The sequence below is a fragment of the Verrucosispora sp. SN26_14.1 genome (assembly GCF_004307965.1).
GTDB lineage: Bacteria > Actinomycetota > Actinomycetes > Mycobacteriales > Micromonosporaceae > Micromonospora.
Genome location: NZ_SISL01000152.1, coordinates 1 through 12,653 on the forward strand (window position 1 = coordinate 1; position 12,653 = coordinate 12,653).

8 protein-coding genes and 1 pseudogene are annotated in these 12,653 nt (G+C 71.5%); 5 read left to right on the top strand and 4 right to left on the bottom strand.

Annotation, left to right across the window (positions count from 1 at the left end; all coding sequences use genetic code 11):
- Positions 1-37 precede the first annotated feature (37 nt).
- Positions 38-1,219: a hypothetical protein gene (locus tag EYA84_RS15360; RefSeq protein WP_131053756.1), complete on the bottom strand. Its 1,182-nt coding sequence runs from the start codon at positions 1,217-1,219 to the stop codon at positions 38-40.
- 403 nt (positions 1,220-1,622) lie between these two features.
- Here EYA84_RS15360 and argS point away from each other — a divergent pair, with 403 nt between their 5' ends.
- From argS to EYA84_RS15380, 4 genes are all read left to right on the top strand, one after another.
- Entirely contained in the window at positions 1,623-3,341 is a 1,719-nt protein-coding gene (argS, locus tag EYA84_RS15365; RefSeq protein ID WP_131053757.1) for an arginine--tRNA ligase, read from the top strand.
- Positions 3,342-3,618: 277 nt separating this feature from the next.
- Complete coding sequence (locus EYA84_RS15370; protein WP_131053758.1) at positions 3,619-5,070, top strand: glycoside hydrolase family 43 protein; 1,452 nt, start codon at positions 3,619-3,621, stop codon at positions 5,068-5,070.
- Between the two features lie 149 nt (positions 5,071-5,219).
- Positions 5,220-5,447, top strand: a complete 228-nt coding sequence (locus EYA84_RS15375; RefSeq protein WP_131053759.1) for a potassium transporter TrkA — start codon at positions 5,220-5,222, stop codon at positions 5,445-5,447.
- A 51-nt stretch (positions 5,448-5,498) separates the two neighbouring features.
- The gene (locus EYA84_RS15380) at positions 5,499-6,974 is read left to right on the top strand and encodes a cation:proton antiporter (protein ID WP_131053760.1); all 1,476 of its coding nucleotides are present in this window, start codon (positions 5,499-5,501) and stop codon (positions 6,972-6,974) included.
- A 9-nt stretch (positions 6,975-6,983) separates the two neighbouring features.
- Here the strand turns inward: EYA84_RS15380 and EYA84_RS15385 are convergent, their stop codons facing one another.
- The 3 genes from EYA84_RS15385 to EYA84_RS15395 all read right to left on the bottom strand — a co-directional run bounded on the left by EYA84_RS15385 (position 6,984) and on the right by EYA84_RS15395 (position 11,812).
- On the bottom strand, positions 6,984-7,715 hold the full coding sequence (locus tag EYA84_RS15385) for an MIP/aquaporin family protein (RefSeq protein ID WP_236145783.1): 732 nt from the start codon (positions 7,713-7,715) through the stop codon (positions 6,984-6,986).
- A 162-nt stretch (positions 7,716-7,877) separates the two neighbouring features.
- Positions 7,878-9,494: an FGGY-family carbohydrate kinase gene (locus EYA84_RS15390; protein ID WP_131053762.1), complete on the bottom strand. Its 1,617-nt coding sequence runs from the start codon at positions 9,492-9,494 to the stop codon at positions 7,878-7,880.
- Positions 9,495-9,499: 5 nt separating this feature from the next.
- Positions 9,500-11,812: an aminotransferase class III-fold pyridoxal phosphate-dependent enzyme gene (locus EYA84_RS15395; RefSeq protein ID WP_131053763.1), complete on the bottom strand. Its 2,313-nt coding sequence runs from the start codon at positions 11,810-11,812 to the stop codon at positions 9,500-9,502.
- Between the two features lie 123 nt (positions 11,813-11,935).
- On the opposite strand from EYA84_RS15395, the pseudogene EYA84_RS15400 reads away from it, so the two are divergent.
- Positions 11,936-12,653, top strand: a pseudogene (locus tag EYA84_RS15400) (PucR family transcriptional regulator); the annotation flags it as partial.

The window sequence follows — 12,653 nt, forward strand, 5'->3', positions numbered from 1 at the left end:
CGCCACCGGCTCGTGGTGCCGGTGGCGCGGCCGTCCGTCAGAGGCTGCGGTTCGTCCAACTCCAGTAGCTGCCGTTCCACCATCGGCTCCACAGGTTGCCGGCGGTGTCCCGCAGGAAGATCGCCGGCCGGGTGGAGTTCTGCGGCGCGAGCACCGCCGTGCCGGTCAGGGCGGGCCGGAACGGCGGACTCTGGTCACTCCAGTACCAGTTCGACCCGTCCCAGTAGTTGATCCACAGGCCGCCCCCGTCGGTGGCGAAGAAGGAGAACGGCGAGGTGCCGTTCACCGCGAGGGCACCGAGCGTGCCCGGGACCAGTTGCTCCGGCGGTGAACCCAGGTTGTGCCACTCCCACTGGGTACCGGTCCACCAGCGCAGCCAGGCGTTGTCGTCGCTGCCGGTGGCGAGCAGGTACGGCCGGGCGTCCGGCGCGACCTGCACCGCGCTGCGGGCACCGAACGGCGTACCCGCGTCGGTGAGCCAGACACCCGGCGGCTGGCCGAGGTCGACCCAGGGCGCGGCCGTGTCGTCGAAGCGGGTCGTCCAGAGCCGGCCGCCGTTGCCGACGGTGTAGACCTGCGGCGTGCCGTTCTCCAGCAGCACACCGACCGGGCCGGTGGCCGCGATGCCGTCGGGCGGCGAACTGATGTTCGTCCAGTTCCACACCGACCCGTTCCACCAGTTCACCCACACCGTCTCGTCGCCGTCGCTGCGGACGAAGAGGTACGGGCTGGTGTCGTTCACCGCGACGGCGGCGAAGCTCGGCCAGCTCACGAAGTTTGCCCCCGGCGGAGCGCCCTGGTTACGCCACTGCCAACTCGTCGCCGACCGCCACAGGCTCCAGACGTTCTGGTCGCTGCCGAGCACGAAGGCGTACGGGCGGCTGAAGCCGTCGACGATGGTCACGCCGATCGGCATCCGCAGAGCGACCCCCGGTGGCGTGCCCATGTTCGACCAGTTCCACTGCTCGGACTGGTCCTGCCAGTTGATCCAGAGGTTGCCGTCGGTCCCGATGACGAAGACGTACGGATACCGGTCGCCCACCGCGACCGCGCCGACGATCTGCCGGGTCGTCGGAGCTGTGTTCGCGGCGGCGGCGGTGAGCTGTTGCGTGCCGGTGGCGACCGGTGCCGCCGTCACCGGTGTGGCCAGCGACGCGACCCCCAGCGCGATCGCGGTCGCGACGGCCGGGAACCGGCGCGTGATGGTGCTGACTCGCATGCTGGCCTCTCGTGGCAGGAGCACTCCCCGCAGGAGTATGAACGCCGCTCGTCTATCCGCAGTAGCCGGGAAGTCGACCGGATCGCTTTCCCGACAACGGTTTGGCGGTCCCGTCCACCAGATCGGGTGACGGGTCGAGCCCGGGTCGGCGTGACCGGTACGCCGGTCGCGGAGGAGCCCGGCGCGGGGATGACCGTCGCCGCGTACACTGGCCGGCATCTGGCCGCGATTCGCGGCCCTCGCGTGAGGCGGTGATGGACATGGTGCTGGTCACCGTCCGCCGCTCGCGCCTGCGACGACGATAGTCGTCCGCTTCTCCGCGCGTTCCTCCCGTCGTGCCCGCCTTCGTGCGTGCGCGCGACGTGTCTCGTGACGATCCTGCCCATCCCCACCGGGAGTCCCCGTGACCGTGCCTTCGCTGGCCTCGTCGTTGTCCGCCGCCGTCACCACCGCCGCCGTCGCGCTGCCGGGGTTCGCCCCGCTGGTGCGCCGATCCGAGCGGGCCGACTTCCAGGTCGACGGCGCGTTGGCGGCGGCGCGGACGCTGCGGCGCAACCCTCGGGACGTGGCGGCGGAGATCGTCGCGGGCCTGCCGGTCGGTGGTCTGGTGGCCACCGCCGAGGTCGCCGGTCCGGGATTCGTCAACCTCGGCCTGACCGACGCGGCGTTGCTGTCCCAGGTCGCGGGCCGGCTCGCCGATCCCCGGCTCGGCGTGGGCACCCCCGAGGCGGGTGTCACCACCGTGGTCGACTACTCGCAGCCGAACATCGCCAAGGAGATGCACGTCGGTCACCTGCGGTCCACGATCATCGGCGACGCGCTGGTGCGGATCCTGGAGCACCTGGGCGGAACGGTGGTGCGGCGCAACCACGTCGGCGACTGGGGCACGCAGTTCGGGATGCTGATCCAGTACCGGTCCGAGCATCCCGCGCCGGTCACCGAGGACACCTCCCTGCGCGGGCTGGCCCTGCTCTACCGCCGGGCACGGGCGGCCTTCGACGCCGACCCGGCGTTCGCCGAGCGGTCCCGGCGGCGGGTGGTGGCCCTCCAGGGCGGCGACCCGGAGACGACGCGTGCCTGGCAGCAGATCGTGGCCGAGTCGACCCGCTACTTCACCGAGGTCTACGACCTGCTCGGCGTACGGCTGACCGCCGCCGACGCGGTGGGGGAGAGCGCGTACAACGCCGCACTGCCCGGGGTCGCGGCCGACCTCGCCGCCCAGCGGGTAGCGGTGACCAGCGACGGCGCGCTCTGCGTCTTCTTCGACGACGTGCGTGGGCCGGACGGCGAGCCGACGCCGCTGATCGTGCGCAAGCGCGACGGCGGGTTCGGGTACGCCGCCACCGACCTCGCCGCGCTGCGGCAGCGGGTCACCGAACTGCGCGCCGACCGGCTGCTGTACGTGGTCGACGCCCGGCAGGCGCTGCACTTCCGGATGGTCTTCGACACCGCGCGGCGGGCCGGCTGGCTGCCGTCGGACGTGCCCGCCGCCCACGTCGCGTTCGGCACCGTCCTCGGTCCCGACGGGCGGCCCTTCAAGACCCGGGCCGGCGACACCGTCCGCCTGGTCGACCTGCTCACCGAGGCGGTGGACCGGGCCCGCGAGGTGGTCGCCGCCAAGAACCCCGACCTGACCGACGCGGCACGCGACGAACGGGCCCGGCAGGTCGGCATCGGCGCGGTCAAGTACGCGGACCTGGCGACCAGCCGGACCCGCGACTACACCTACGACCCGGACCGGATGCTGGCGTTGACCGGCAACACCGGGGTCTACCTCCAGTACGCGCACGCCCGGGTGCGGTCCATCCTGGCCCGCGCCGACGGTGCCGACGAGACCGTGGACCCGGGCGTCGCGCTGGACCCGGCGGAACGCGCGTTGATCCTCGACCTGGACGCCTTCGCCGACGTCCTCGACGAGGTGGTGGCCGGGTACGAGCCGCACCGGCTCTGCGGACACCTGCACCGGCTGGCGCAGAGCTTCACCACCTTCTACGAGCGGTGTCCGGTGCTGCGGGCCGAGTCGCCGTACCGGGGCAACCGGTTGGCGCTGTGCCGCCTCACCGGCGACACCCTGCGTACCGGCCTGGGCCTGCTCGGCATCGACGCCCCCGAGCGGCTCTGACGCGGATGTAAGGAGGGGTCCCCTGCTATCGCCTGGTGTATAGCAGGGGACCCCTCCTTACATCCGGCGGCAGCGGCTCCTGCGGTCCGCGATGGTGCACGTTCACACCGCCCGGACGGCTCGGACGGATCGGCGGATCGACGCCCTTCTTGACAGTGGACGAAGGGACGTCGAGACTTCGAAACAAGCCCGAAACAGTGATTCTCGCCGATCGGTTTCGCCTGGCTTGTTAGCGCTAACAGTGGTTCCGATCCGGTGCGTCCGAGGAGAGTCGCCGATGCCGAGAGTCCTGGCCCGGGTGAGCGCCCTGCTCACCGCCTTCCTGCTGATGGTGTCCGCCGCGCCCGCGCCGCGCGCCGACGCCGCCGCACTCGACCCGTTCACCGGGTACCTGATGGCGCACTTCATCGGGGAGTCGGCGAACGGGGAACAGCTCTACCTCGCCCACAGCCGCGACGGGCTGACCTGGCGCGACCTGAACAACGGCGCGCCCGTCCTGCTCTCCACCATCGGCACGAGGGGCGTCCGGGACCCCGCCCTGGTCCGCTCGCCCGCCGGTGACCGCTACTGGATCGTCGCCACCGACCTGCGCATCGCCAGCGGCACCTCGTGGAGCGACGCGGCCAACCGGGGCAGCACCAACCTGGTCGTGTGGGAGTCGCGCGACCTGGTGAACTGGTCCGCGCCGTGGCTGATCAACGTCGCCGGGGCGATCCCCGGTGCCGGCAACGCCTGGGCACCCGAGGCGATCTACAACGCGGCCACCGGCGACTACGTCGTCTACTGGGCCACCAACTCCGCGCGCAACGGCGTCACCAAACACCGCATCTGGTACGTGCGGACCACCGACTTCCGCAGCTTCACCGCACCCCAGCTCTACATCGAACGTCCCGGAACCCAGGGGTTGATCGACACGCAGATCGTCGAGGTGCCGAACAGCGTCGGCGGCTACCGCTACTATCGGGCCTCCGCCGACGGGCACATCACCATCGAGGCCAGCAACTCGATCCTCGGCTCGTGGACCACCCTCGGCAACCTGTCGCACCTCGGCATCTCCAACGGCACCGGCGGCGGCAACGTGGTGGAGGGGCCGATGTGGGCCCAGTTCAACGGCCGCAACGAATGGGCGCTCTGGCTCGACCAGTACGCCACCGGGCGCGGGTACATGCCGGTCACCTCGACGAACCTGGGCGGCGTCAGCAACTTCCGGACCCGCACCGACTACGCCATGGGCGGCACCCGCAAGCGGCACGGCTCGATCCTCAACCTGACGGCGGCCGAGGAGAGCCGGGTGCTCGCCCGCTGGGGCACCAGCACGCCGGTCAACCGGATCCAGGCGTACACCCACCAGGACCGGTACGTGCGGCACGTCAACTACGACGTCCGCATCGACCCGAACGTCAACCCGGCCCAGGACGCCCAGTTCCGGGTGGTGCCCGGTCTGGCGAACGCCTCCGGGAACGTCTCCTTCGAGTCCGTCAACCACCCCGGGTACTACCTGCGGCACTACGGTTTCGACTTCGTGCTGGCGGCCAACGACGGCAGCTCGGTGTTCGCCGCCGACGCCACCTTCCGGCAGGTCGCCGGGCTGGGGAACTCCTCCTGGAGCTCGTTCCAGTCCTACAACTACCCCGACCGCCACATCCGGCACTACGACTACCAGTTGCGGCTCGACCAGATCGGCGACACCCAGGCGCGCAACGACGCCACCTTCCGCCTCACCTCCTGAGAGGTACGCCCGGGCGAGCCTGCCGGCTCCGGCGCCACGCGGCGCCGGAGCCGGCGCGTCGTCGACTACTCGGTGGTGGTGGTGTCACGGAAGGCGGGCGGGCTCGTACGATTGCCCCGGGATCGTGGACAGGACAGCGGGGAGGGGCCATGGGCAAGGGCATCTACGTGCAGGAACTACCGGGCATCGGCAAGCGGTACGACGTCGACCTGGGCAGCAACACCCAACGGATCTCGATCGTGGTACGCCGCGACGGCAACCGCGACCTGTACGTCTTCGCCGCCGGGGCGGACGACCCGGTGGCCGTGATCGAGATGTCCGAGGAGCAGGCCCGCAAGGTGGGCGCGCTGCTGTCCGGCACGTACTTCTCCGAGTAACCGGCGCGCCGCCCGCTCCGCTCCGTCTAGCCCGCTCCAGGAGTCCTCACCGTGCACGCTGACCTCGTGGGCTTCGGTGCCCTTGTGCTCATCGCCGGGTTGCTGGCCCGCTTCGGCCGCCGGATCAACCTGCCGACCGTGCCGTTCTTCATGCTCGCCGGCATCCTGTTCGGGCCGGGCACCCCGGGTCCCGTGCTGGTCGCCCACCCCGAGGACCTCAGCCTGCTGGCCTCCCTCGGTCTGGTGCTCCTGCTGTTCCACCTGGGTGTCGAGTTCCCGGTCGAGCAGGTGCTCGGCAGCGGCAAACGGCTGTTCGTCGCCGCCGCCGCGTACATCGCCCTGAACGTCGGCGCCGGACTCCTCTTCGGGCTCGCCCTCGGCTGGGGCGGCTACGAGGCGTTCGTGATCGCCGGGGCGCTCGGCATCTCCTCGTCGGCCATCGTCACCAAGCTGCTCATCGAGTTACGCCGGCTGGCCAACGCCGAGACACCTGTGATCCTCGGCATCATCGTGATCGAGGACCTCTTCCTCGCGCTCTATCTGGCGCTGCTGTCGCCGTTGCTCTCCGGAGCCGGGTCGGCCGGCGAACTCACGCTGCGCATCGGGCTGAGCTTCGCGTACCTGGTCCTCCTCTTCGCCGTGGCCCGGTTCGGCGCCCGCCTGGTCGGCAAGCTGATCGACAGCCACGAGGACGAGTTGCTGGCCGTCCTGATGGTCGGGCTGGTGGTGCTGGTCGCCGGCATCTCGGCCGAGATCGGCGTCTCCGACGCCATCGGCGCGCTGATGATCGGCCTGGTGGTGGCCCGTACCCCCATCCGGGAACGGGCCGAACGCCTGGTGCTGCCGCTGCGGGACGTCTTCGCGGCGGTCTTCTTCGTGGTCTTCGGCCTGAGTATCGACGTGGGCGACTTCGGCGCGGTGGCGGTGCCGGTGCTGGCGGCCGTCGCGCTGACCGTCGTGACCAACGTGCTGGCCGGCCTGATCGCCGGGCGGCTGTTCGGGCTCAACCAGCGGGGTGCCGCCAACGTCGGCCTGACGGTGCTGGGACGCGGCGAGTTCTCGCTGATCCTGGCCACCCTCGCCCTCGGTGCCGGCCTGGACGAGCGCCTCGGCCCGTTCATCGCCCTGTACGTGCTGGTGCTGGCGGTGGCGAGTCCGCTGCTCGCGGCGAACTCCCGCTACCTCGCCCGGGTCATCCCGGACCGGCTGCTGCACTCCAGTTGGCGGTACGTCCGTGAGGAGACGATGAGCACCGCCTGCACCCACCTGGACCGCATCCAGATCACCGAGAGCGACGCCGAGGCGTGCCCGCAGTGCCTGGAGACCGGTGACGACTGGGTGCAACTGCGGATGTGCCTCACCTGCGGCGCGGTCGGTTGTTGCAGCGACTCGGTCAACAACCACGCCGAGGAGCACTACCGGCAGACCGGCCACCCGTTGATCCGCTCCCTGGAGGAGGGGGAGGACTGGCGGTACTGCTACATCGACGGCGCGCTGGTCCGGGCACCGATGGGCGCCGACCGGTGAGGTGGGCGCTCAGCGTCCCGCCGGTCGGGGCGTACCGACCCGGGTGACGCCGGAGCCGTGCTCGACCAGCGGCGCGACCAGCGCGGCGAGGACTCCGCCGAGCAGCGGGAAGACGATGAACACCCAGAGTTGGCGGAGGGCGGTCCCACCTTCGAAGATCGCCGGTCCGAAGGCCCGCGCGGGGTTCACCGCCGCCCCGGTCAGCGCCACACCGACCAGGTTCGCCACGGCGAGGGCCATCCCGATGGCCAGGCCGGCGAAGCCGGACAGGTCGGTGCTGCGCTTGCCCACCACCAGCACCACCAGGACGAAGAGGAACGTCAGGACGGTCTCCAGGAGCATCGCGCCACCGGCGTTGATGTGGGTGCCGTAGCCGTTGGCACCCAGTACACCCGTCTGGTCGGTCACGCCGCCCCAGCGGACCAGCACCCAGAGCAGGAACGAGCCCAGCGCGGCACCGGCGAACTGGGCGATCCAGTACGCCACCGCCCCGATCGGCGAGATCTTGCCGGAGAGCAGGACGCCGAGGGTCACCGCCGGGTTCACGTGGCTGCCGGAGAGCTGACCGATGGTGTAGACCAGCGCCAGCATGACGAACCCGAAGGACAGCGCGACCACCACCACGCCACCTTCGACGCGGGCCGCGACGGCGCTGCCCACACCGAGGAACACCAGCAGGAATGTGCCGATGAACTCGGCCACGTACCGCCTGACGTCGACCATGGCGTCAGTCTCACCCACCCGGTCACCCGACACACCCGTTTCCCCTGATCACCACTCCCGCCCGGCGTGCTCCTCGTCGATCATGGAGTGGTGGTGGCCGCGAATGCGCTGTACCGGTGCAAACCGCCGACCACAAGCCCATGATCGACGAGGCAGGCGCCGGGCGCGGGTAGGCCCGGGTCAGCCTCGGGGGAGGCGGGACCGGTCCGGGCGGTTCAGGCGTCGGTAGAGCGGTGCCAGTCGGCGGTGCAGTTCCCGGTAGTCGGCGAAGATCTCGTCGTAGGTGGCCCGGTGCGCCGGGTCGGGGGTGAAGGCCCGGTCGGTCCGCATCAGCGCGGGGATGTCGGCGAAGGTGAGCAGTCCGGTGCCGACCGCGCCGATCCAGCCCGCGCCCCGGGCGTTGACCGCCAGCGGCTGGGCGTCCCGCCGGATCTCCACGTCGAGCACGTCGGCGAAGATCTGGCACCACGAGTCCGACAGCGCGCCGCCGCCGGTGATCGCCATCGAGGTGACCCGTGCGCCGAGGAACCGGTCCACCGCCCCGGCCAGCCAGCGGGTGTTGAGGGCGACCCCCTCGAAGACCGCCCGCAGCAGGTCGGAGCGGTTGGTGTCGAGCGAGATGTTGAGGAAGGCGGCGCGCAGGTTCGGGTCGTCGACAGGGGCGCGTTCGCCGTACAGCCAGGGGGTGTAGAGCACGCCGTTGGCGCCCGGCGGCACGGTCGGGATGATCGCGTCGAACGCGTCGAAGATGGTGCCCTCGTCCCGGCTGACGTGCCCGGCGGCGAGCAGCGGGTCGTCGTACTCGACGATCTTGTCCCGTAGCCAGGTCAGGTTGGCCCCGGCGGTGGCCTGGAGGGCGGTCATCAGGTAGCGGTCGCCGATGGCGCAGGGCACCGAGGCGATGCCCGCCGCCACGTCGGTCTTCTTGCCCGGCACGTGCGCCGCGATCCACGACGAGGTGCCCAGGTAGAGGTGGGGTTCGCGGTCGCCGGTGGTGCCCGCGCCGATCGCCGCCGCGGTGTTGTCGATCGCCCCGGCGACCACCTCCACCGACTCCGGCAACCCCAGGTGCGTGGCGGCGGCCGGGGTCAGCGTGCCGATCACGTCGGTGCAGGCCACGATCGGGGGCAGCTTGTCGCGGTCGATGCCGCAGTCGGCGACCAGGGCGGGGGAGTAGCGGATGTCGCCGGGCCGCCGGTTGTCGGTCACCCACGAGGTGAGGATCGAGTCGACGGTCGCCACCGTCCGCCCGGTCAACTTCAGGTTGATCCAGTCCAGCACGTTGAGGAAGGACGCGGTCCGCGCGTACACCTGCGGCATCTCGTCGCGGACCAGCAGCATGTGCGCGGCCGGGTCCTTGCCGGTGGGCGAGGGCATCCCGCCGGTGAGCCGCAGCCACCGCGCGATGCGGCGCACCGACATCCCCTGGTACGCGGGGAAGCCGCCGAACTGTCGACGCAGGTGGGGTGCGCCGCGCATGTCGAGCCAACTGATGCACGGCGTCAACGGCTCCCCGGCGGCGTCCACCGCGATGGTGCCCTCGCCCTGCGTGGAGGCGCACACCGCGCGGACCGCCCGCATCTGGTCCGGATGCGCCCGGCCCAGCTCGGCGGCGACCTCCCCGAGCGCCGTCCACCACGCCACCGGGTCCTGCTCGGCGCCGCCGCCGGGCAGCACGTGTAGCGGCACCGGCCGTTCGGCCCAGCCGGTCACGGTGCCGTCGGCGGCGACCAGGGCGGCCTTCATCCCGGACGTGCCGAGGTCGATCGCCAGGATCTGCGGTGCCGTGGCGACCACCCGCCTCAGACCCCCTCGACCTGCGCGAAGACCCGGTCGAACCGGGCCAGCGCGTCGTCGATCACCTCGTCGGTGTCGGCCAGCGAGGTGTACATCCGGGAGCCGGCCAGCGTGACGATGCCGTGCGCGGTGTACGCGGCGCCCATCTGCTCCATGAGTCGCTTGCGGGCCTTGTTCTCGCGCAGCAGCTTCACCGGGTTGCGCATGTCCAGCAGCATCACGCCGCTGCACTCCAGGTGCACGATCGACCCCTGGTTGTACGCGACGTACGGCAGGCCGTACGTGTCGATCAGCCGTTGCAGACCCCGGGTCAGCCGGTCACCGGCACGGCCGGCGACCACCGGCGCGTTGGTGCGCGCCATCTCCTCGATCGCGAAGTACCCGGCCGCGCAGGAGAGCGGGTTGGCCGACAACGTGCCGCCGACCTGGATGTGCGCGCCGCTCTTGCCGTCCAGCCCGGAGCCGAAGACCGCCATCACGTCGGAGCGTCCGCCGACCCCGCCGGCCATCGGGTACCCGCCGGAGACCGCCTTGCCGAGCACCGTCAGGTCCGGGGTGACGCCGAAGTAGCCGGCGGCCCCGCCCAGCCCGAGGCGGAAGCCGGTGACCACCTCGTCGAAGACCAGCAGCGCGCCGAACTCGTCGCACAGCTCGCGGACCCCGGCGTTGAAGTCGCGGGGCGCCGGCCGGGTGCCGGACTCCGGGCCGACCGGTTCCACCACCACCGCCGCCGTGCCGCCGCGCAGCCGGTTCTCCACCAGCTTGCGCTTGAGCTGCCCGAGGTCGTGCGGGAACGCCTCCCGGGTCCGGCTGGTCGCGCCGAACGGGATGCCCTTGGCGTTCATCCGGTACGTGCCGGGCACCCGCAGCCCGTACACCATCGTGTCGGACCAGCCGTGGTACGCGCCGCCGACCTTGATCACCATCTTCTTGCCGGTGAACGCGCGGGCACCCCGGACCGCCGCCATCACCGCCTCGGTGCCGGAGCCCAGGGCGCGGTACATCTCCACGTGCGGCATGTACCGGTGGATGATCTCGGCGAGCTTGAGTTCGTACTCGTGGAACAGGCCGGTCACCGGCCCGGAGGCGCGCACCACCTCGGCCACCCGCTCGTTGACCGGGCCGTAGTTGCTGCCCAGGATCGTCGGCCCGCCGGCCTGGAGGAAGTCGATGTAGGTGTTGCCGTCCCGGTCGACCAGGTACGCCCCGTCGGCCTTCTCGACCGCCAGCGGGAACGGGTAGTTGAAGGCCAGGTTGTGCTGCACCCCGCCGGGGATGCGCAGCTTGGCCCGGTCGGTGATCTCCTTGCTGGCCCGGCACTTGGTCTCGAAGTAGTTCAGCACGTCCAGCATCGCGTCGTGGCGCAGCCCACGCAGCGGCTGGGCGGTCAGCGCCTTGAGCCGGCGCATCACGTCGTCGACGTCGGGGTACTCGCTGATGGCGTACCCGAGCCGGGCGGACTCCGCACCCGGCGCCTCGGTCTCGTCGGCGCCCCGGGCGTCAGTCGCCCCGGCGTCGGCGTCGGCGGCGTTCTCGGCCCCGGCGTCGGTCCGGGTGGTCGCGGTCTGGGCGGCGGCGGTCGCGTCGGCGCTGGGCAGGTCCTCGTCGGCGGGTACCCGCAGCGGTTCGACCGCCTCGGTGATCTGCGCGGCGATCCGCTTCTCGTCGGCGCGCAGCTTGCCGAAGGCGATCTCGCGGATCGCGGTCGGGATGGTGTAGACCCGGCCCGTCTCGCTGGTCAACGCCAGCAGGTACGCGATGGAGACCTTCTCCAGCAACGCCATGTTGAACACCGCCCGGTCCGGGTCGGTGCCGACGGCCACCACGCCGTGGTTGGCGATGATGTAGGCGTTGTCGCCGCTGGCCACCTTCTTCTGCACGTTGCGGGCCAGGAAGCCGGTGCCGGACGGGGCGTAGTCGATGATCGCCACCTCCCGGCCGAGGAAGCGCACCTGCTCGTCGGTGAGCGCCGGGATCGGCTTGCGCAGGAAGGCCAGCGCCGACGCGTACGGCTGGTGGGTGTGCACGATCGCGTTGACGTCCGGGCGTTCCCGGTAGATGTTGGCGTGCATCCCGCACTCGATGGAGGGCTTGAGGTCGGCACCGGTGCCGTCGGGCACGTGCTTGCCGTCGAAGTCCACCAGGCAGATGTCCTCGACCCGCATCCGGTCGTAGTCGTAGTTGCTCGGGGTCACCGCGTACAGCCGGTGGCCGGGCACCCGCACCGAGACGTTGCCCTCGGTGGCCTTGAGATATCCCCGGGCGAGCATCGTCCGGCACATGTCGACCACGTGCTGACGGGAGAGTCGGTGCTGCACGGTGCGCTCCTCGGTCGGATCGGCGGCGGGCTCCATCCTCGCCCGGACGTACGGGTCGAAGCACCGTCCCGTAGGCAGCGAGAATCGGCGGCTCTTTTATCCCGACGTGACAAAATCGGCCGGGTGAGCGCCCCCGTCTCCGCCACTCCCTGGCGGCGTCTCCCCGCCGACCTGGCCGCCTCCATGCGTCCGCACCTGCCGTCGACGGTCGCCGCCGTGGCGGGCGCGGTCACCGAGGCCACACCCGCCTTCGCCGGCATCGCCGACGACAAGTTCGTCCGCGACGTGCACACCGCCGTCCAGGTCGCCCTCGACCGGTTCCTCGACCTGGTCGGCACCGACGAGCCCGCGTTACCGCCCCGGATCCGGGAGGTCTTCGTCGCCCTCGGTGCCGCCGAGGCCCGCGAGGACCGGGGACCGGAGGCCCTGCTCGCGGCCCTGCGGATGGCCGCCCGGCTGCTGCTGCGGACCGCCTCGCAGTCGCTGGCCCGACTCCGCCCGGTCGACACCGAGGAACTCATCGACCTCTCCGACGCGGTCAGCGCGTACGTCGCCGAACTGGCCGCGGCGAGCACCGACGGGTACGCCCTCCAGGTGCGCGAGCAGGCCGGCGAGGGTGACCGCCGCCGGCAGCTCGCCGAACTGCTGCTACGCGGCGACGGCATGCCCAGCGCGGTGGCGGCGGCTGCCGCCCGGATCGGCTGGCCGGAGCTGGACACCGTGGTGCCCGTGCTCCTGCCGCCCGACCAGGCCCGTGACGCCCGGTTCCGGTACGGCGCCGAGGGCCTGGTGATCGAGCGCGGCCGGGACGCGCTGCTGCTGCTGCGGGCCGGTCCCCGGG

What these genes read in the sequence shown, in the direction of transcription:
- EYA84_RS15375 (WP_131053759.1), top strand. Translation starts at nt 5,220, where the DNA reads ATGGGCAAGGGCATCTACGTGCAGGAACTACCGGGCATCGGCAAGCGG.
- EYA84_RS15370 (WP_131053758.1), top strand. Translation starts at nt 3,619, where the DNA reads ATGCCGAGAGTCCTGGCCCGGGTGAGCGCCCTGCTCACCGCCTTCCTG.
- EYA84_RS15360 (WP_131053756.1), bottom strand. Translation starts at nt 1,219, where the DNA reads ATGCGAGTCAGCACCATCACGCGCCGGTTCCCGGCCGTCGCGACCGCG.